Source organism: Marinobacter adhaerens HP15 (assembly GCF_000166295.1).
Lineage (GTDB): Bacteria > Pseudomonadota > Gammaproteobacteria > Pseudomonadales > Oleiphilaceae > Marinobacter > Marinobacter adhaerens.
Window position 1 is genome coordinate 214,755 of record NC_017506.1, and the last position, 20,599, is coordinate 235,353.

Consider the following 20,599-nt stretch of genomic DNA (forward strand, 5'->3'; position numbering starts at 1 on the left):
ATCGGTTCTTACCGCTTCACATCCGGCTGATCAATCGCGTAAAGTATGTCTTACCGTGATTTGGGTGAAAGGTTGTCCGTATAACCCGGACAGCCTTCAGCGACAGTCAACCGCACCTGTGCCCGGCAGGTTATTCCCTTAAAGGGACATGCCGATGTGCAGCAGTAGTGCATGAATCAGGAAAAGGTAATGAGCGGAAATATCGTAAATGTAACCGACGCTTCTTTTGAGCAGGATGTACTGCAGTCCGACGTCCCCGTTCTGGTGGACTACTGGGCAGAGTGGTGCGGCCCCTGCAAGATGATTGCCCCGGTGCTTGAAGAGATTGCCGACGAATACGACGGCAAACTGAAAGTCTGCAAGCTCAACATTGACGAGAACGAGCAGACCCCGCCGAAGTTCAACATCCGCGGTATCCCCACCCTGATGCTGTTCAAGAACGGCAACGTGGACGCCACGAAAGTCGGCGCACTCTCCAAATCCCAGCTGGCAGCCTTCCTGGACAGCAATCTCTGATTGCAGGCAGGTCACCAGAAACCGCCCCTGAGCCCAGGCTCACGGGCGGTTTTTTTATGGCCAGTTACTTCCAGTCCTCGGAGCGCGCCCGATCGGATTCTTTCTGTTCCACCCAGTGCTCCCCGTCTGAGGTGATTTCCTTTTTCCAGAACGGAGCGGATGTCTTCAAGGCGTCCATGATGAACTCGCAGGCCGCGAACGCGTCCCCACGGTGGGCGCTGCACACCCCGACGAAGACAATCTGGTCGCACAGCGCCAGCCTGCCCACCCGGTGAATCACCCGGGCCTTGCGCACATCCCAGCGCTTCGAGGCGTCATCAATGAGCCCCTGGATCACCTGTTCGGTCATTCCGGGGTAGTGTTCCAGGTAAAGCCCGGTAACGCCCTGCAAGTCACCGCTGTCCCGCACCAGGCCGGTAAACGTTGCAATGGCGCCGGTGCCGGCGCCACTGTCACGCAGCGCCGCGTACTCAGCGGCCACATCAAAATCGTCAGACTGGACCGAAATCATCTCAACCTCCGGTGACCGGCGGGAAAAAGGCAAGCTCGTCGCCGGCTTTCACCTCAGAGCCCGGTTTCGCCATGGCCTGGTTGATCGCAATCATAACCGGCTGGTCGCCCTGCAACTGATCCCAGGGGCCGCCCTGGCTGGCTAGCTCCGCAAGTACATCGCCCGCTGTGAGGCCAGGCCTGGCGTCGATAGCCAGCTGATCGGTTTTCAGGTCTTCGCGCAGACGGGCGAAGAAGCGCACTGTAATCGTGTTATCACTCATGGTCAGCTCAACAGTTCCGCAAACGAGTAGTAGGTTAGCAGGTCGCCGGGGCTGACGGTGCTGTTTTCAGGCACCACGGCCAGGCCTTCGGCCCAACAGGTAGAGCTCAGGATGCCGGAGCTCTGGTTGGGATATGCGGCCACCACCGGCCCGGATCCCCGGGATTCCTTGCGGGCCCGGACGAACTCCCGGCGTATCGACGGCGAGTCAATGGTAAAGTCTGCCGGTATCCGCTCGCCCGAGAGAGGTTTCGGGTTGCGCCCCTGGCGTTTCCGGATATAGGGCACGCCCACCATCAGGAAAGTGACCAGCACAGACCCCGGGTTGCCGGGCAGTCCCAGCACCGGGGTCCCCCCGATGGCACCAAAAGCCACCGGTTTCCCGGGCTTGATGGCCATCTTCCAGAGCGACAGACTGCCTGACTCCTCCAGCACTGCACGCACGTGGTCCTCTTCGCCCACGGATACGCCACCGCTGGTGATAACCAGGTCAGCGGCCTCGGCCGCACGCCGCAGTGTTTCGCGGGTCGCCTCGCGCTTGTCCCTGAGTGTTTCGCACAGAACGACCTCGCAACCGGCTTCGGTGAGCAACCCCATCAGGGTGAAGCGGTTGCTGTTGTAGATCTGGCCCGGGCCGAGCGGCAAGCCAGGGTCCACCAGCTCATCTCCCGTTGACAGGATCGCGACTTTCAACCGCGCCAGGACGGCGACCCTGGCAACGCCCATGGAGGCCAGCAGTCCCATTTCATTAGGACGTACCTGTGTACCTTTTGCCAGAGCAAGATCGCCCCGGGTGAGATCCTGCCCCCGGCGGCGAATGTTCTGCCCTTCGTCTACTTCAGCCTGTACAAGAATGCCGGATTCCGTCACCTCAATCCGCTCCTGCATGACCACCGAGTCGGCGCCCTCGGGAATCTCTGAGCCGGTAAAGATGCGCGCAGCGGTGCCGGGTTCCAGGGGCTTCGGCGCTTCACCGGCCGGAATCCGGGCCGAGACCGGTATTGGCCGGTCTCCATGCAGATCCTGTTTGCGCAGGGCGTATCCGTCCACCGCACTGTTGTCAGCCGGCGGCACGTCGGCCGGCACATAGTGGTTTTCGGCAAGTACCCGGCCCAGGGAGTCGGCCAGTGCGACGGTTTCAATCTGCGCAACCACCGGTGCTTCCGACAACAAGTGGTCCAGGGCATCTTCCAGGGGCGTGAGGTTTGGCTTGGCCATCAAGTCTTAACTCCGATCGGGATGTCTTCTGCCTCAGCGCTTGGCGCGCTGTCCAATGACTTCGTTGAGCCGCGACATTGGCTTCTCGGGTTTGCGCAAGACCAGCCCCGCGAAATTGCATGGTGTGTGACGGCTGTCCAGCTGACTGAGGAGAATGCCTTCCCAGCCGGTGCGGCAGGCGCCGGTCGAGCCGGGCAGGCAGAAGATCACCGTGTGGTTTGCCATTCCCGCCATCGCCCGTGACTGCACGGTTGATGATCCGATTTCGGCGGCTGACAGGCGGCGGAATTCCTCACCAAAGCCTTCGATGGTTTTGTCGAGCAAAGGCCTTACCGCCTCCGGTGTGCTATCTCGTTCAAGCAGGCCGGTGCCACCGGTAATGATCACTGCGTGCACCTGTGAATCGGCAATCCAGCCGGACAACAAGGCCCGCACCAGATAGACGTCGTCCGGCAGGATCCGGCGGGCGACCAGGTTGTGGCCGGCTTCGACCACGCTGTCCTCCAGAAATTGCCCGGACGTGTCCTGTTCAGGCCCACGGGTATCGGAGACGGTCAGCAGGGCAACGTTCAGGGGTTTCATTTCGGTACTGGGTACACTGCTCATGGATGGGCTCCATAATCGTTGAAAAGTTGTTATACGCCAGTATCGCCATCACGGGCTTTTAATGGAAGGGAGTAACCCATCAGGGGGAGGCGCCAGCGGCCGGTTGTGGCCGGTTTGGCGTGAAATTGCTGTTAATTTGTGCAGTGCACTTGACATTCGCCAGTCAGGTGGCCGATGATCGCTCTTGCCCGGCGAACGGTTGTTCCCACTCTCTGGCTTCAGTACCTTAAATCCGGACTCCATCTACACCGGTTGCTCCAACTGGCCAGCACCAAGTTCAGCGTTTTTTTACGATCAATACGTTCAGGGGCACCCCTGTCATTCCAATACTCGTTTACTTCCATTCCTGAAAATCCAACAAACTATGAATCTTACTGAACTCAAGCAGAAATCCGTGCCCGAATTGCTCGATATTGCGCAAGAGATGGGCCTCGATAACCTGGCTCGTTCGCGCAAACAGGATGTGATCTTCACAATCCTGAAGAAGCACGCAAAAAGCGGCGAAGACATCTACGGCGACGGCGTACTGGAAATTCTGCAGGACGGCTTCGGCTTCCTCCGTTCCGCTGACGCCTCCTACCTGGCAGGGCCTGACGACATCTATGTCTCTCCGAGTCAGATCCGCCGGTTTAACCTGCGCACGGGCGACACGGTCGCAGGCAAGATTCGCCCGCCCAAAGATGGTGAGCGCTACTTTGCCTTGTTGAAGGTCAGCGAGATCAATTTCGACAAGCCGGATAACGCCCGAAACAAGATTCTCTTCGAGAACCTCACGCCGCTGTTCCCGGACGAGCGCCTGATGCTCGAGGCCGGTAACGGCAGTACCGAGGATCTCTCCTCCCGGGTCCTGGACTTGGTTGCGCCCATCGGTAAAGGCCAGCGCGGGCTTATCGTTTCCCCGCCCAAGGCCGGTAAGACACTGCTGATGCAGAGCATCGCCCAGTCCATCACCCGCAACAATCCAGAGTGCCATGTCATGGTACTGCTGATTGACGAGCGGCCAGAGGAAGTGACCGAGATGCAGCGCACCGTGCGCGGCGAGGTCATCGCCTCCACGTTTGACGAGCCGCCGGCCCGCCACGTGCAGGTTGCTGAAATGGTGATCGAAAAGGCCAAGCGTCTGGTCGAGCACAAGAAGGACGTGGTTATCCTGCTGGATTCCATCACCCGTCTGGCTCGCGCCTACAACACGGTGATTCCGTCCTCCGGCAAGGTCCTGACCGGTGGTGTTGATGCCCATGCCCTGGAAAAACCCAAGCGCTTCTTCGGCGCAGCCCGTAACGTGGAAGAAGGTGGAAGCCTGACCATCCTTGCCACGGCGCTGGTCAACACCGGTTCCAAGATGGACGAGGTTATCTACGAGGAGTTCAAGGGCACCGGCAACATGGAAATCCACCTGGATCGCAAGATTGCCGAGAAGCGTACATACCCGGCCATCAACATCCGCAGCTCCGGTACGCGCCGCGAAGATCTGCTGATGAGCGAGGCGGATATCCAGCGGGTCTGGATCCTGCGCAAGCTCCTGCACTCCATGGACGACGATACCGCCGCCATCGAGTTCCTGCTGGACAAGCTCAAGGACACCAAGACCAACGACGAGTTCTTCCAGTCCATGAAGCGTCGTTGATCTCTTCCTAGCTAGGACTAGCGCCTCTGGTTTTGGGGCGGGCAGAGCCGGGGAGAACCTCCCCGGACACGCCGTGAACCCATCCCTGGGGGCTCGGCATTGCCATCCCTGGCAATGCACGGTCCGGGGAGGTTCTCCCGGGATCCGCCGTTCATGCCACGTGCGCGCAGCTTGTTCCAACTGCTTTAAAGCAGTCCAGCGACCACCGATCTCCGTAGTACTGGCATATCTGAACGGAGTAACCGATGAAATACAACGACCTGCGAGACTTCATTGACCAGCTGGAGAAGCTGGGTGAGCTGAAACGCATCAGCGTTGAAGTCGACCCTCATCTGGAAATGACCGAAATCTGCGACCGTACATTGCGGGCAGGTGGTCCTGCGTTGTTGTTTGAAAACCCCAAGGGCTATGACATGCCAGTGCTGGCCAACCTGTTCGGGACACCGAAGCGGGTAGCGTTGGGCATGGGGCAGGATAACGTCACGGCGCTTCGGGACATCGGTAAGCTTCTCGCGTTTCTCAAGGAACCGGATCCCCCCAAGGGTTTCCGCGATGCCATCGAAAAACTGCCGCTGTTCCGGCAGGTGATGCGCATGAGCCCCAAGGTACTGCGTTCCGCGCCCTGCCAGGATGTCGTGATCGAAAAGGATCAGGTGGACCTGTATCAGATTCCGGTGCAGCATTGCTGGCCTGGCGATGCCGGGCCGCTGGTGACCTGGCCACTGGTGATTACCCGTGGGCCCCATAAAGAACGCCAGAACCTGGGCATCTACCGGCAGCAGGTCATCGGTCGCAACCGTCTGATCATGCGCTGGCTGAGTCATCGCGGTGGTGCCCTGGATTTCCAGGAGTTCCAGAAGAGCAATCCCGGCCAACCCTATCCGGTGGCTGTGGCCCTCGGTGCCGATCCGGCGACCATTCTGGGGGCGGTGACGCCGGTGCCGGATACGCTGTCGGAATACGCCTTTGCCGGGCTGCTTCGCGGCAGCCGGACCGAGCTGGTCAAGGCGGGGCTGAGCGATCTGCAGGTGCCGGCAAGCGCCGAAATCGTGCTGGAAGGTTTCATCTACCCGGATGACATGGCGCCGGAAGGACCGTTCGGTGATCACACCGGTTACTACAACGAAGTGGACCACTTCCCGGTATTCACCGTAGAACGGGTCACTCATCGCCGGGATCCGATCTATCACAGTACCTATACCGGTCGCCCGCCTGATGAGCCGGCGATTCTCGGGGTGGCCCTGAACGAGGTCTTTATTCCGATTCTGCAGAAGCAGTTCCCGGAGATCGTGGATTTTTACCTGCCACCGGAAGGCTGTTCCTATCGCCTTGCAGTGGTGACCATGAAGAAACAGTACCCCGGCCATGCCAAACGGGTGATGATGGGGGTATGGTCGTTTCTTCGGCAGTTCATGTACACCAAGTTTGTGATTGTCACGGATGACGACGTGAATGCCCGTAACTGGGAAGACGTGATCTGGGCGATCACTACCCGGATGGATCCAACCCGGGATACCACGCTGGTGGAGAATACGCCCATCGATTACCTGGACTTCGCCTCGCCGGTATCCGGCCTGGGTTCCAAAATGGGGATGGATGCCACCAACAAGTGGCCGGGCGAGACTACCCGGGAGTGGGGTGAGCCGATCGCCATGACCGAAGAGGTGAAAAAACGCGTCGACGAGCTGTGGGATGCCCTGGGCATTGAAAGTCCGGCATCGCGCCCCGACTGATATGGGCAGTGAACATCGGGCGGTGCGGCTTTGGCCCTCTGGTATCGCCTTCAATGCGGCGTCGCAGGCAGACTTGCTAGGCGCTGCTGCGCGGGCTGGCGTAGCGGTACCGGCAGCCTGCCGCAACGGGGTATGTGAAATCTGCGAGGCCCGGTTACTGAAGGGCGCCGCGCTTAATACCCGAAACCAACAGACTATAAAGATCGGTGAGCGCTTGATGATGTGCCGAAGCATCGCGCTCACGGATCTGGAACTGGAGATATCCGCCGTTATGGCAGCTGGAAACAATCAGCCTGGCAAGTTTCAGGCAAAGGTCGTGGACGTAAGGTCGATCAGTCACGATGTCTATCGCGTTGAGCTGCAGCTTCCGCGGCGTCGGGAGCTGTCGTTTCATGCCGGGCAATATCTGTCGGTCAATCTGCCTGATGCTGACCCCTGTTACTTTTCCATCGCCAGCAGTCCATCGGACCAGAATATCGAGCTGCATATCCAGGCGACCCCCGAGTGGGTGTCAGCGCAGAAGGTGATTGATGCCCTGACGTCCGGTGGCGACGTAACCGTGGAGCTGCCCCATGGCAAGGCCTGCCTGGCGTCAGTGCCGACCAGGCCGCTGTTGCTGGTGGCTGCCGGTACCGGCTTTGCCCAGATGAAGAGCCTGGTGGATTACCTCCGGGAAACGTCCTACGACCAACCGGTCAAGCTGTACTGGGGAGTTCGTCGGCACGAGGACATGTATCTTCGCGCCCTGGCACAGCAATGGCAGGACGAGTGGCCCCGCTTCACGTTCCTGTCGGTGGTGGGAGATGACGAGGATAATGACTGGGCTGGCCATCACGACCAGCTAGTTCGCGCGGTTCTGGCATCCGGTATGGACTGGAAGAATGTGGAGGTCCATGCCAGCGGTTCGCCCACCATGGTGTACACACTAATGGATGCTCTGGTAGATGCGGGCCTGCCCGAAGAGGCGTTCTTTTCTGACGTGCTGGAGTACGCCCCCCGTTCGTGAAGCAGCCTGTGTAGTCGAATAAAAAAAGGGCCAGATGAGACGTTCATCTGGCCCTTTTTCATTACACCCTGGCGCTAAGCCCTCGGCATTGGCAGTTCCGGCAGCCCGTTATCCTTGGCCAGCCCCTGCATCAGCAATTTGACGCTGGCTTCTTCCTCGCCCATGTGGGCATTCAGGCGGCTTAGCTCCGCCAGTGCCTCCCGGCTCCGCTTCAGCCGCAGGCTGGTCTCGAAATATTCACGTGCCTTGCCCCAGAGTTCGTTGCGAAGGCTCAGCCGTCCCAGGGCCAGCAGAAGCTCGGGGTTGTTGGGCCGGTCTTTCAGCCATTGTTCGGCCAGCAACAACTGTTCATCCGGTTTCTGGCCCTTCACCCGCCCGTACAGATTGATCAGCTCATCGCTCCAGTGGTTGCGCAGCACCTTGCGCAACAGGGTTTCGGTCTGTACCTCGTCGCCAAGGCTGGCAAGCAGGCGGGCGTAGTCCCTTATGGTGTATTCGTCGCGACGCAGGAAGCCCGGCAATTCGTCCCAGAGCCTGGTCAGCGGTTCCAGGGATGCCTCGGGATCCTGTTTCTGCTGGCGCCGGCAATCTTCCGCGGCACGCTCCAGCAGGTTATGCCAGACCTGGCGTTCCAGATCATTGAGTTCCGCTTCCGAGAGCACGCTGCGTTTGCGAAGTTCAGGCAATAACCTGGACAGTTCGCGCCAGTCTTCCAGGCGCAGATAGGTGTTTTTGAGCAATTTCAGCACAAAGGGGTGATGGGGCGACTGTTTGCGAAGGCGAACCAGCGTGGCCAGGGCCTGTTCAAGGCGGTTGCCTGCCAGTTGCAGCTGGGCCTGGGTAATACCGACGGCCATGTCAGAGCCGGGGGTGCTGTCGAAGGCCTTGCGAAGCAGATCATCCACGGCCTCGTGATCACCGGTCTCGAACGATGCCTGGGCGGCGGCAAGATAATTGATCAGGGGCGTGTCGGCATGGCTTGCGGAGGATGTCAGCAGTTTGCGGGCCCTGGGCCAGTTGCCTTCGGCCAGCGCCAGCAAACCCTGGGTGGTCCGGCGTCGGGCCCGGCGTTCATTTCCGCGGGCAATCCAGCCCGCCACCAGGCCGGTGCTGGTTCTGAGTCGGCGGATAAGGTTGATGGTCAGGACGGTCAGCACGATCAGGGCCACGATCAGGCCCAGCCCCACCCAGAAGTTGGTTTCGATCAGGTAATGGCCAAGGCTGATCCGGATGTAGCCCAGATCATATTGCAATCCGAGGGACAGGCCGGTGCCAATCAGCAGCGCCAGCAGAACGATCAGTAACAGGCGAATCATGAATCACCGCCTCCATTACCATCGTCGGCGTTGTCCTCGCCATTACCGTTGTTGGCATTGAGGCGTCCGGCCAGCCGCTCCTTGAGCAGGTCCAGGGACTGACTGATATCCGGCAGCTCCGGGTCCACGTTCTTGCCGGCCAGCTCAGCCAGGGTTTCACTCAGGGCGGTGACCCGGGGATTGCTTGCGTTGTACCAGTCGTCAATGGTGGTTCGGGCCTTGGTAAGGGCGCGCTCATACAGCGGCTGGTTGCCCCGCAATACCGCCATCTCTGCCTCTTCCAGCATCAGCTGTAGGTTCAGTCGGGCATAGGCGCTCTGGTCGGGAGAGAGCAGTGGCTTGACCGGCTCGTCCATGCGGCGCACAACCACCACCTGCATCAGTGTTGCTTTCACCTTGTTCCAGGCTTGTACCACGGCGCCGGGTTCTTCGCCGGTTCCAGCGCTTTCCCCTTCTGCAGCGCTGACGACAAAGCCGGGCGCGTTCTCACTGATCAGGGCCTGGTCGGTAAGCTGGTGAATGCTGTCGATGGCCGCTTCCAGTGTCAGGTAGAGTCCGGTGCGATCAACGCCGGTCAGGCCCTTGAGTGCGAGGATTTCGCGAGCCAGTTGCTGGCGAACCGGGTAGACACCGATGTCGTCGGATTCAGTCAGCACTTCGTCGGCCGCTTCCAGGGCCGACATGGCTCCGCGGATGTCTTTTTCGATCATCAACCGCTGATTGGCAATGCGCAGAAGGTATTCCGCCTCGGCCAGCAGCCAGTCCGTGCGTGTGCGGTTTCCGGCTTCCAACAGTTCACGGGCATTGTGGTCGATCTGGCGCTGCTGGGTGGCAATCAGGTCTCGCTGGCTTGCCAGTTTCTCTTCGAGGGACTGCAGGCGCTGGCTTTGCTGGCTGCCGCGGTCGCCATAGAGATCTTCAAGCTGGGCGGTGTCCTGCTTCAGGCTCTCGATTGTCTGCATGACAGCCTGGTGGTTGTTCCACTGTTGCCAGCTCCAGAGCGCCAGGGCGATTGCGATGATCAGGGCGAGAATGGCAATCAGCCATACCGGCCAGAGTTTCTGGCGAGCAGGCGGTTCCTTGGAAACGGTTGCGGGCAGTTGATTCGTTGTCTCTGTCACGGGCGTCCTTACTTGGCTTTTCCGGAGCCACCGTCCCGGCCGGCAAGTTGCGCTGCAACCGTGGCCACGATGTCGTTATCGGCAAGGCTTCCTGGTATACACGGATTTAGGAATCCCGCTGCCCGGGCCTGTTCGGCAACCCGATCTGCGGGAACAATCAATAACCTATCGTATAGATTATGGCCGCTATTCGCACATAGTGCGATGAGATTGTTCAAGGTTTCGCCCGACAGGGCGACGATGGCCTCCGGAGCAAAGGTATCGAGGGTGGCCCGGATCCGCTCCGGCGCGTGGTCAGGGCGAAAGCGGCGGTACAGGGGCAGCAGGGTCACGCGGGCGCCCCTGGCTTCAAGGGTTTCGCGGATCAGTTCGCGTCCGGTTTCCCCGCGAGCGAGCAGAACCCGCTCATGCTGGAGGTTTTGCAGTGACGGCAATGCCAGTAGTGCCTCGCTGGTCCAGCCCTCGGGCGGCCGCCGCGGGCTGAGACCGTGTTCCGCAAGCACGGCTGCGGTGCCGGCACCAACGCCATACCAGCGGATGCCCATGGGCACCTGGGGCCACCAGGTGTCCACCTCTTCCAGCAGCAGCCGGGCGGCAAACGGGCTGACTGCGATCACATGGGAAAATTCATCCAGGCTCAGAATGAGTGTGCGGCGCTCGGGCGTTTCCGGCAGAGGTTCCCGGTCAATCAGTGGCAGGATATGTACATCGGCACCGGCTGCACGAAACCGGCTGGCCAGGCGCGAAGCCTCGGGCTCGGGCCGGCAGATCAGAATCCGCCGGCCGTTCAGGTCGGGCTCAGGTTGGTGTGTGGCCATAGATTTCAGCCAGCACCTTGTCGGCTCCGAGAGCCAGCAGATCCTCGGCCAGTTCCCGGCCCAGACGTTCGCCTTCGGCCCGTGGCGCGCGGCCTTCGACCCGGAAAATCTGGGTGCCATCAACAGCGCCCACCAGGCCCCGCAGCCAGATTGTATCGTCGTCTTCAAGAAGCGCGTACGCCGCGATTGGCACCTGACAACCACCTTCCAGCCGACGGTTCAGAGCCCGTTCGGCGGTGACGCGATCCCAGGTGTCTTTGTGCTTCAGGGGTTCGAGCATGGCCAGCAGATCCTGGTCATCGACCCGGCATTCAATGCCCAGGGCGCCTTGGCCGACCGCCGGCAGCGACAACGTGTCGGGCAGGCAGTAGCGGATGCGCTCGTGAAAGCCCAGACGCTTAAGCCCGGAGCTGGCCAGTACAATCGCTTCGTATTCGCCGGCATCAAGCTTGGCCAGCCGGGTGTTGACGTTGCCCCGCAGTACGCGAATCTCCAGGTCCGGGCGGTAGGCCCGCAGCTGGGCCTCCCGGCGCAGGCTCGCAGTGCCAACCACGGCGCCGTGGGGCAGGGCGTCAACGTTGTCATAGTGGTTGCTGACGAAGGCATCGGTCGGGTCTTCCCGTTCGCAGATCGCCACCAGCCCCAGTCCTTCCGGGAATTCCATGGGCACGTCTTTCATGGAGTGGACGGCCAGGTCTGCGCGGCCGTCCAGCATGGCTTCTTCCAGTTCCTTGACGAACAGGCCCTTGCCGCCGATTTTGGCCAGAGGCACGTCCAGGATCTTGTCGCCCTGGGTCTTTATCTTGACCAGTTCCACGGTGATGTTGTCGTGCAGCCTTTCCAGCTCGGCCTTAATGAATTCCGCCTGCCACAGCGCAAGGGCGCTGCTGCGGGTTGCAATGCGAAGGGTACGTTTGGACATGACACTCACTGTCGGTTCGGAAAAATGTCCGCCAAGGTTACCTTGTAGCGGCAGAAAAGTCCCGCAGCTCCCGCCTCAGGCGCGCTGCTGATTCAGCCCGGCTGATGTTCCTGAAGCCACTGGCGGACATTGCTGGCATGGCGGCGACTGACCGGCAGTTCGCCCCGGCCTTCCCTCAGGGCGACCAGGTTGTGGCCATCCGGCGTCCGTCTCAGTGCCTGGATAAAGCGAACCCCCACCAGGGTGTTCCGGTGGATCCTGAGCAGGGTGCTCGGGTAGCTGTTTTCCAGTTCCTTCAGCGTGTAGTCACACACGGTTTCGCCCCGGGCGTGATGGATGGTGACGTATTTTTGATCTGCCTCGCAGTAGAGGATTTCCGACAGATCGATCAGCTCGGTGCCGCGGTGAGTGCGCACCGCCAACTGTTCCTGGCTGTGGGCAGCCTGGCCGTTGAGTGCCTGCAACTGTACCCGGTTGACCCTGCCGGCCCGGGCCAGGGCCTCCGCCAAGGCCTCTTTGCGAACCGGTTTGAGCAGGTAGGCGATGGCCTGCACGTCGAATGCCTGGATAGCGTAGTGGTCGTAGGCCGTGCAGAAGATCAGCGCCGGTGGATTGGCCAGCTGGCTAAGTCTGCTGGCGGCCTCCATGCCGTCCATGCCCGGCATCCGGATATCCAGCAACAGTATGTCTGGCTCCAGTTCCGCCACCTGTTTCAAGCAACTGTCGCCGTCTGCAGCTTCGCCACAGACCCGATACCCCGGAACCGCCTCCACCAACCGGCGGATGCGTTCCCGTGCCAGGGGTTCGTCATCGGCGATCAGGACGCTGCGGGTATCAGTCATGTCTTGTCTCGGTTCCGTTGGTCAGGGGTTTATTGTTTTCGGGCGCTCTGCTCGCCGGCCTTCCGTCGCGGCAGTCGCAGGGTAACCGTGTACACATCGTGCTGGTGGCTGTGTTTGAGCACCGCCGGCTCACCGAAAAGCGCCCGTAGCCGTGACTGAATGTTGGCCAGCGCCATTCGGTTGCCGTCATGTTGCTGGTTATTCTGGTCCGGCTTTGGATTCTGTACCAGCAGGTAGACAAATTCGCCTTTGGCCTGGGCTTCAATCCTGACGGTGCCACCGTCCGGGCGCGGCTGGATACCATGGTAGATGGCGTTTTCCACCAGGGGCTGCAGTGTGAGCGGGGGAATGGCCTGGTGCTCCAGGCCTTCTTCAATCTGCCATTCCAGTTTCAGGCGGTCGCCCAGGCGCAGTGCTTCGATGGCCAGGTAACGCTGGCACAACGCCAGTTCCCTGGATAGCGGGATCAGCTGGTCGCCGGTGCGAAGGCTGGCGCGAAACAGTTCCGAAAGATCCAGAACGGCTTCTTCGGCCCGCTCCGGATTGATGGCAATCAGGCTGGCAATGGTGTTCATGCTGTTGAACAGGAAGTGCGGCTGAATGCGGGCCTGGAGTGATGCCAGATGCGCCTGCATCTCCGCTTCCCGCTGCTGTTGCCACTGGTGCTGCAGGTAAAAATAACGCAGCACCATGAGGACGATCAGCAGTGCCAGCAACATTTTCTTGGCCACGCCCTGCCAGACAGCCACGCCGTCCTGGGGGTGGAGGACGCTGTCTGCAAACAGGCTGAAGGCGAGCACATCCAGCAGCACAATGGCGACGATGGTGGTTGTCGCACCGGAGACGGACATCCGTGCAAGCCGGGAGCGCAAAAGGCAGATCAGGGCGGCACTGGTGAGGGTGGTCCACTGCACGAACAGCGACAACAGCCCGAAGTAATTCCAGTCGATCCAGCCCCGCTCCGCCTGCACGATGGCGAGCACCAGAACCAGCAGTTCACTGGTGACCAGCAACAGGAACACGGCCCGTACCCGGCACAGGTCCGGAACGAAGAACTCGCTCTCTGTCACACCTTTGTCCCCGTTACGGGGTGTCTCCTTTACCCGGGTCAGAATGGTATACTCCCGCCACGTTCAATGTACCCAGCTCCCGCCAGATGATGCCGGGCTGTCAGCAGGAAAGATAGACCATGACGGATCAGAAAAAGTCTGACCAGACCACAAGCTCTGAAAAACCCTGGGGCGGGCGCTTCAGTGAACCCACCGATGCCTTTGTTGAAAAATTTACTGCATCTGTGGGATTTGACCAGCGCCTGTACCATCACGACATCACCGGTTCCATTGCCCATGCCACCATGCTGGCCGAGGTTGGCGTGCTTACCACCGACGAGCGGGACCAGATCATTGAGGGCCTGAAAGGCGTCAAGGCAGACATCGAGGCCGGCAACTTCCAGTGGTCGGTCAGCCTTGAAGACGTTCACATGAACATTGAAGCACGCCTCACCGACCGTATCGGTATTACGGGCAAGAAGCTGCACACCGGCCGAAGCCGCAACGATCAGGTGGCAACGGATATCCGTCTGTACCTGCGGGACGAAATCGACGTGATTGCCGAAGAACTGAAACGCCTGCAAACGGGTCTGCTGGACCTGGCCGAGCGTGAGGCGGATACCATCATGCCCGGTTTTACCCATCTGCAGACTGCCCAGCCGGTCACCTTCGGGCACCACTTGCTGGCCTGGTACGAAATGCTGGTCCGCGACGCTGAACGTCTGCAGGATTGCCGCAAGCGGGTGAACGTGATGCCCCTGGGCGCGGCTGCGCTGGCCGGCACTACCTATCCCATTGATCGGGCAATGACCGCCCGACTGCTGGGCTTCGACCGGCCCACCGAGAACAGCCTGGACTCTGTCAGCGACCGGGACTTTGCCATCGAGTTCTGCAGCTTTGCGGCACTGCTGATGACGCATCTTTCCAGGTTCAGCGAGGAGCTTGTGCTCTGGACCTCCGCCCAGTTCGACTTCATTGATCTGCCGGACCGGTTCTGCACCGGCTCGTCCATCATGCCCCAGAAAAAGAATCCGGATGTGCCAGAACTGGTCCGGGGCAAGACCGGTCGTGTCAATGGCCACCTGATCAGCCTGCTGACCCTGATGAAAAGCCAGCCGCTGGCCTACAACAAGGACAACCAGGAAGACAAGGAACCACTGTTCGACACGGTTGATACCATCAAGGGCTGTCTGAAGGCCTATGCCGACATGATTCCGGCCATTCGCTCCAAAGCGGACAACATGAGAGTGGCAGCCAAGCGCGGTTTCTCAACCGCTACCGATCTGGCGGATTACCTGGTCAAGAAAGGCGTGCCTTTCCGGGACGCCCACGAGATCGTGGGCAAGTCCGTGGCGTTCGGTGTGGCTGAAGGTCGTGACCTGTCTGATATGACCCTCGAAGAGCTGCAGCAGTTCTCCGATCATATCGGCGCCGATGTTTTCCATGTGCTGACCCTGGAAGGTTCGGTCCAGGCCCGTGATCATCTCGGCGGCACGGCGCCGGATCAGGTGCGTGCGGCGGTCGGTCGGGCCCGCAACCAGCTGGGCTGAGCCGGCGCGCTCAGCGGGGCGAAACGGTTAACCGCCAATTCGCCCCGTAGCGAGGTCTACCGCCGCCGGCGTGAGTTCGTCCAGTGGCTCAGGTCTGCATAGCCGGTAGCCCTGTCCGTAGTGAATGCCCAGAGTCCGGACCTTGCGAAGGGCATCGTCGCTTTCGATAAACGTGGCCACCGTCACTTTGCCGGCGGCCTCGGCAATCCGGTGCAGTGCTTCCAGCATCACCTGCTGCACCGGGTCCTCCTCCAGCTGCTGAACCATTCTCCGGTCCAGTTTGATGATATCCACGGGTAATCTCGCCGCCAGGCTGTAGCTTTCCACCGATGCGCCGGCACCGTCCAGGGCGACGCGGAAGCCTGCCCGATGCAGGGCATCGCACAGCACGGCCACGTCGTCGGGATACTGGGTGGCGTGGGCCTCACGGATTTCCAGGCAGAAACAGTCCGGGGCAAACGGGGATTGGTTCAGGGCATCGGCCATGAAGTCGGAGAAGGTGTCATCCAGCACAGTTGCCAGTGACAGGTTAAATCCACAGTACTTCAATCGGGGTTCCAGCAAGGGCTGGTTACCGAGCCATTCCAGGGTTTGCCGGATCACCTGGCGATCCAGGCGCTTTGCCAGGTCAAACCGTTCCGCAATGGGGAGGAAATCGTCGGGCAGGAGTATCGCCTCATCATCCGACGTTGTTGGAATCCGGCAGAGGATTTCGATGTGATCGCCCCAGGTGGGGCTGGCCACCGGCCTCATGGCCTGGTATTCGAGAATCAGCGACTGTTTGTCCAGCGCTTCGCGGATCTGCTCGACCCGTTTGCTGGCGACTGAATCGTCCGTCTGGTTGGCAACGGCCTTGGCTGCGTGAACCCGGTTGCGTCCGGAGGTTTTGGCGGTGTGGCACAGGTCCGCAGCCTGGCCCAGAAGCTGCTCCGGATCCGCGGGGACGTCGTTGTCCAGAATCAACAGGCCGCCCGATGCGGTGGTCTGGAGGCTGTGACCCTGCCAGTCGAAGACAAAGTCGCCGATCAGATCAAGGGTTTCCTGGGCAATCTTGCGGGCCCGCGCTTCCGGGCAGTTCTCGATCAGAAGGGCGAAGGTGTCGCCAGCGAGGCGGGCGAGGGCGTCACGCTGCCGGACGCGCACGCCGAGGTTGCCGGCCAGCTCCCTGAGGTAGCGATCACAGGTGCCGCTGCCAGCAAGATCGTTAAAGCGTTCGAATTCATCCAGATCCAGGTAGAGCAGGCTGTCGCAGGATTCCCGACGGGTTTTCTGCTCCAGGGTTCTTAATACCCGAGCGATGAATGCCTTTCTGTTCATCAGGCCGGTAACTGGATCGTGACGTATCCGGTATTCCTCACTGGAGGCGTGATTCAGCCTGGGCTCAATGCGACGGGCGACGTGCACCGCGCCGGTGATTTCGCCCTGGTCGTTGGTCAGGCGCTGGTAATGGAATTCATGCACTGGTAGCTGGCGCGACTGCTGGGCCATGGGCATCTCGACCACGAAGTTGTCACGTTCGAAGGCCCGGTGCCAGAGCCGTTCCATCAGCCTGCGTTCGTTCGGGAACTCCTGAAGCAGGTCGCTCAGGTTGTCGCCTGCCTCCGGGCGCCCGCCAAAGGTTTCGGCAAACTGTCTGGCCCAGGCGTCATTGAAGTGGAGCAGGTTGAACGAGAGATCGACTGCCACAACCAGATCGGAGGTGGCGCTGGTGACCGCTGCGAGCATGGTGTTTGCGTGCTGGCGAGCCCTGTCGAGTTTCATATCGGCGGTCCGGTCTACCAGGGTGCCGCCGAGTCCGGTAATCCGGCCGCCCTGTTTCAGAGCCCGACAACTGAGGGTCACCCGCCGATGGTTCTGTTGCGAGGTAACAATATCGAGATTGAGGGAAAATGCGTCTCCGGTTCGGAGGCAGCGGCGGAACATGGCCCGAACCCTGGCCTGGCCGGTCTGGCAGTAGAAAAGCGCCTGTTCGGGCGTGATTTCGGCGCCCGGTCTCAGCTCGAGAAGCTGGAACATTCCCTCGGTCCAGGTCATTTCATTCGTGCGGGTGTCCAGTTCCCAGATCCCGAAACCGGCACTGCTCTCCGCTGCTCGCAACAGACGGGAATCCCTGCTTGAGCTGTCGCACAGGGCAATCGTGGCACTCGCCGCCTTGTCGGAATCCCGAACGTCGAGTCGCAGGCTCAGGCAGGCGGTGTAGAAGAAACCTTCCTTGTGCCGGAAGGTCACCAGGACGTTCTGGCCACGCTCGATCCGGTGGCGGTTTGCCGGTACAAAGGGATCATCCTGGCGAGATGCCAGGATCCGGTGCACCGGTTGGCCTTCCAGTTCGCTGCTCTCATAACCGAGCACCGTCTCGGCCTGGTGGTCAGCGAACAGTACTTTTCCTTCATCGTCGATGCGTAAAACGGTCTGGCGCCCGGAGGTCGCGGACTGGTCCGAACGGTAGCGGCGAATGATGAATTCTTTCACAGCGGGTAAGCCTCGCGTGTCCTGCAGCTTTTATTTTTTAAAGGTTTTGCCACGATGCCGACATCATACTCATACTGATGCTGAAAAGAACCTCTCTGCGGAGCCGCCTTGACCGCCCACGTTGCCCCGATTTCCCTCGACTTTGAGGAGGGAATAGATCGCAAGACCCTCCGTCGCCTGAGGGACCGGTTTCTGCTGGTCAATCAGCAGCGCTGGAATCGTGCCCACTCGGCCCTGTCCTATCGCCAGCAAATGGTGCTGGAGATTCTGCCCCTGGTTTTCCATCTCAACCATCCGGCCCTGCCCGGTTACCTGGACAGCGATTGCCCCTATGGCCTGAGCAACTATCAGCCGTCACCGGCCACGATCAATGCCGCTCGTCGACTGGCCCGGACTTTTTCGCTGAAGGATGAAGGCAAGCGCAAACCGGATCTGGACGCCATGTTCCTGATGGGCAGCCCGGGAACCCTTGGCCATTCCGTGGCCAGTGACCTCGACGTCTGGCTCTGTCACCGCAGTGACCTGCCCGAGCGGGGTATCCGCTGTCTTGAGCGCAAAGCCGCGAAGCTGGCCCGCTGGGCGGAATCTTTCGGTGTCGAACTGCACGTATTCGTCTTCTGTGCTTCGGATTGGCGGGCCGGTCGGCAACGGGTAGAGGTGACCGGCGAGAACTGTGGCAGCGCCCAGCATTTCCTGCTGCTGGACGAGTTCTACCGGACCAGCATCCATCTGGCCGGTGCCTGGCCCATGTGGTGGCTGATTCCTGCGGAGCGGGAGGAAACCTACGATGACTGCATGCGCAAGCTGGTGGATTACCGGTTTGTGCGCGCCGATGACTATATCGACTTTGGCCCGGTGCCGGCGATTCCGGAGGAAGAATTCCTTGGTGCTGGCGTCTGGCAGTTGTACAAGGGGATTGATGCGCCCTGGAAGTCGATTCTGAAACTGCTTCTGATCGAATGTTATGCGCGGACCACCGGTGAGGCTCTGTTGTCCAGCCAGTTCAAGCGGGCTGTTTTCCGCGGCGAAACCGATGCCGACCGTCTGGACCCCTACGTCATGCTCTACAATCGGCTGGAGGGCTGGCTGACCGGGCCGGAAGTGGCGTCGAGGCTGGACCTGATTCGCCGGAGCCTGTATCTGAAAGCCGGATTGCCACTGACGCGGTCCGAGGTCTCCGGTGAGCAGTGGCGTGCCCGCCTGCTGCGCCAGCTGGTGACAGGTTGGGGCTGGAGTGAAAACACGCTGGCGGAGCTGGATGATCGTCAACGCTGGCGGGCAGAGGATGTCACCACCCTGCGTCGCACCATCGTCAACGAATTGACCCACGGTTACCGCCTGCTGTCGAAAATGGCCAGGGAGCATGGCCAACGCGCCGCCATCAGCGCCAACGATATCAATCTCCTCGGCCGCAAGCTTTATGCCGCGTTTCAGCGCAAGGCGGGCAAGATCGAGCAGATCAATCCCGGGCTGGCCCCGTCGCTGGCGGAGGAAAACCTGGCGTTTCATCATCAGTCCGAGCAGGGCGGCGACGCCGACGGCTGGCTGCTTTACCGGGACCTCGAAGACCCGGCAGACGCTTTCTGGCAGCCGGTTATCCGTCGCTCCGGAAATCTGGCGGAACTGATGGTCTGGTGCTATTGCAACGGTCTGCTGACCCGCTCGACTCGGCTGAATGTGCGGTCGGGCACCAGTATTGCCTCCGTCAGCGAGTTGCGTGAAATGCTTGATGCCCTGTCTGCGTTCTTGCCATTTCCGATTGCCCCGGCGGAACGGGAAGCGTTGTCCCGGGGCGTCCGGCCATTGAGGAATCTGCTGTTGGTGAACGTCGGCATTGACCCTCAGGCCCACCTCACGGAAAAGGGCCTTCACAAGCTCAGTTCCCGGCACGATTCTCTGGGCTTTAGCGGCGGGCGGGAGAATCTGGTCATCAGCATCGACCAGATTACTTTCAATAGCTGGCATGAAGTCAGTCTCCAGCATTACGCAGCGGGCGATACACTGATCCAGTGCCTGAAGAATGTTCTCGCCTCGGTGGCAGCCAATCCCGACGAATTGCCGGCCGTTCAGGTTCACTGCCACAACCGTGGTCATGGCTCTGCCATTGCCCGCCGGGTTCAGGAGCTGTTTGCCGATGTCCTCCGGCCCTTTTTTGCCGGAGGTACCGGCCCGCATCCGCTGCGCTATGTGATTGAAATGGATCGTCGCTACTTCCTGCTCCAGTTCAACGGCCTGGAACCGGGGTTTGTGGCACTCGACAGCTTTGAGGCGCTGATGGAGCATCTGGCGCTGCCCCAGGAGCGGTACCTGCCGGTGGTGTTCGATCGTTACGCGTTGCAGGACGAGCCGGCCTTGCGGGCGGTTTGCCTGGCCAGCGAACCGGACAACATCCAGGTGTTTTATCGTATTCTCGGCGATCAGGCCCGGCTCTGGGTCGTTGACGAACTGGGTTCTGTGTTCAGCTGGGAACAGGCGGTGACCAGTCGACGGCATTTGCTGGTGCCGGTACTGCGTTTCCTGGATAACCTGATCGAGCGGCGATTGCTGCGCCATACCGATTCCGCCGGCGTTGTGGCCGGCGTCCAGTGCTACGAGATTGTCCGGCGGGACGGGGCCTGGCGGGCCGAGTACCGGCCGGAGTCGGATTCGGGAGTGCCTCTGCCCGGATTTGAGGTGCAGGCCGTGGGCATCCACGAGGGCGACAGTCGCCTGCGCTTTGACATTTTCTGTGGTGATCAGGAATTCAGCGTCCAGGAGTACGGCGACCAGTTGATTCCGGCAGTGGCCCACTACATCCGCTCCCTCCGACATAGCGATGAGGTCTACCCGGTGTACCTGACCGATATCCACCTGCCCCACGACCTCGACCCCCGGGTGTATCAGCAGGATATCCAGACCAGCCAATACCTGTATTACCGGTCTGTGCTGGAAGATTCCCTGAACCGCCATCTCGCGAGGACTCGCTGACCTCGCGGCCCGGGGCGGGTGTCAGGTATACTGCGCCCATAGTGAACTCAGGGGTAGGTAGCCG

Annotated in this window: 17 protein-coding genes; 6 read left to right on the plus strand and 11 right to left on the minus strand. The window is 60.6% G+C overall.

Features of this window, described 5'->3' with window-relative positions:
- The first annotated feature begins 189 nt into the window (after window positions 1–189).
- A complete protein-coding gene (gene trxA, locus HP15_RS01100) occupies window positions 190–516 on the plus strand; it encodes a thioredoxin TrxA (RefSeq protein WP_008169901.1) in 327 nt (108 codons plus the stop codon).
- Window positions 517–580: 64 nt separating this feature from the next.
- Here the strand turns inward: trxA and HP15_RS01105 are convergent, their stop codons facing one another.
- Genes HP15_RS01105 through moaB form a run of 4 tightly spaced genes read right to left on the minus strand, consistent with a single transcriptional unit; the run spans window position 581 to window position 3,112 of the window.
- Window positions 581–1,027, minus strand: coding sequence for a molybdenum cofactor biosynthesis protein MoaE (locus tag HP15_RS01105; protein WP_014575841.1), 447 nt, complete (start codon window positions 1,025–1,027; stop codon window positions 581–583).
- 1 nt (window position 1,028) lies between these two features.
- Window positions 1,029–1,289: a MoaD/ThiS family protein gene (locus HP15_RS01110; protein ID WP_041644897.1), complete on the minus strand. Its 261-nt coding sequence runs from the start codon at window positions 1,287–1,289 to the stop codon at window positions 1,029–1,031.
- Between the two features lie 2 nt (window positions 1,290–1,291).
- A complete protein-coding gene (locus HP15_RS01115; protein WP_014575843.1) occupies window positions 1,292–2,506 on the minus strand; it encodes a molybdopterin molybdotransferase MoeA in 1,215 nt (404 codons plus the stop codon).
- A 33-nt stretch (window positions 2,507–2,539) separates the two neighbouring features.
- Entirely contained in the window at window positions 2,540–3,112 is a 573-nt protein-coding gene (gene moaB / locus HP15_RS01120) for a molybdenum cofactor biosynthesis protein B (RefSeq protein ID WP_014575844.1), read from the minus strand.
- A gap of 364 nt (window positions 3,113–3,476) precedes the next feature.
- On the opposite strand from moaB, the gene rho reads away from it, so the two are divergent.
- From rho to HP15_RS01135, 3 genes are all read left to right on the plus strand, one after another.
- Window positions 3,477–4,739, plus strand: a complete 1,263-nt coding sequence (rho, locus tag HP15_RS01125) for a transcription termination factor Rho (protein WP_008169890.1) — start codon at window positions 3,477–3,479, stop codon at window positions 4,737–4,739.
- Window positions 4,740–4,984: 245 nt separating this feature from the next.
- The gene (ubiD, locus tag HP15_RS01130; protein ID WP_014575846.1) at window positions 4,985–6,472 is read left to right on the plus strand and encodes a 4-hydroxy-3-polyprenylbenzoate decarboxylase; all 1,488 of its coding nucleotides are present in this window, start codon (window positions 4,985–4,987) and stop codon (window positions 6,470–6,472) included.
- A 1-nt stretch (window position 6,473) separates the two neighbouring features.
- Window positions 6,474–7,478, plus strand: a complete 1,005-nt coding sequence (locus HP15_RS01135; RefSeq protein WP_041644898.1) for a 2Fe-2S iron-sulfur cluster-binding protein — start codon at window positions 6,474–6,476, stop codon at window positions 7,476–7,478.
- A gap of 74 nt (window positions 7,479–7,552) precedes the next feature.
- On the opposite strand, the gene HP15_RS01140 is transcribed toward HP15_RS01135, so the two are convergent.
- The 6 genes from HP15_RS01140 to HP15_RS01165 all read right to left on the minus strand — a co-directional run bounded on the left by HP15_RS01140 (window position 7,553) and on the right by HP15_RS01165 (window position 13,567).
- On the minus strand, window positions 7,553–8,794 hold the full coding sequence (locus HP15_RS01140; RefSeq protein WP_014575848.1) for a heme biosynthesis HemY N-terminal domain-containing protein: 1,242 nt from the start codon (window positions 8,792–8,794) through the stop codon (window positions 7,553–7,555).
- Complete coding sequence (locus HP15_RS01145) at window positions 8,791–9,915, minus strand: uroporphyrinogen-III C-methyltransferase (protein WP_014575849.1); 1,125 nt, start codon at window positions 9,913–9,915, stop codon at window positions 8,791–8,793. The genes HP15_RS01140 and HP15_RS01145 overlap by 4 nt, the downstream gene beginning before the upstream one ends.
- Before the next feature lie 8 nt (window positions 9,916–9,923).
- Window positions 9,924–10,733, minus strand: coding sequence for a uroporphyrinogen-III synthase (locus HP15_RS01150; protein ID WP_014575850.1), 810 nt, complete (start codon window positions 10,731–10,733; stop codon window positions 9,924–9,926).
- Window positions 10,714–11,655, minus strand: coding sequence for a hydroxymethylbilane synthase (gene hemC, locus HP15_RS01155; protein ID WP_014575851.1), 942 nt, complete (start codon window positions 11,653–11,655; stop codon window positions 10,714–10,716). The genes HP15_RS01150 and hemC overlap by 20 nt, the downstream gene beginning before the upstream one ends.
- A gap of 92 nt (window positions 11,656–11,747) precedes the next feature.
- Entirely contained in the window at window positions 11,748–12,497 is a 750-nt protein-coding gene (locus HP15_RS01160; protein ID WP_014575852.1) for a LytR/AlgR family response regulator transcription factor, read from the minus strand.
- A gap of 29 nt (window positions 12,498–12,526) precedes the next feature.
- The gene (locus HP15_RS01165) at window positions 12,527–13,567 is read right to left on the minus strand and encodes a sensor histidine kinase (protein ID WP_014575853.1); all 1,041 of its coding nucleotides are present in this window, start codon (window positions 13,565–13,567) and stop codon (window positions 12,527–12,529) included.
- 119 nt (window positions 13,568–13,686) lie between these two features.
- On the opposite strand from HP15_RS01165, the gene argH reads away from it, so the two are divergent.
- On the plus strand, window positions 13,687–15,096 hold the full coding sequence (gene argH / locus HP15_RS01170; protein ID WP_014575854.1) for an argininosuccinate lyase: 1,410 nt from the start codon (window positions 13,687–13,689) through the stop codon (window positions 15,094–15,096).
- Between the two features lie 27 nt (window positions 15,097–15,123).
- Here the strand turns inward: argH and HP15_RS01175 are convergent, their stop codons facing one another.
- Window positions 15,124–17,568 (minus strand): EAL domain-containing protein, encoded by a 2,445-nt coding sequence (locus tag HP15_RS01175; RefSeq protein WP_014575855.1) that lies wholly within the window; start codon window positions 17,566–17,568, stop codon window positions 15,124–15,126.
- A 108-nt stretch (window positions 17,569–17,676) separates the two neighbouring features.
- Here HP15_RS01175 and HP15_RS01180 point away from each other — a divergent pair, with 108 nt between their 5' ends.
- Window positions 17,677–20,535 carry a class I adenylate cyclase gene (locus HP15_RS01180; protein WP_014575856.1) on the plus strand — a complete coding sequence of 953 codons (2,859 nt, stop codon included), beginning with the start codon at window positions 17,677–17,679 and terminating at the stop codon, window positions 20,533–20,535.
- Window positions 20,536–20,599 lie beyond the last annotated feature (64 nt).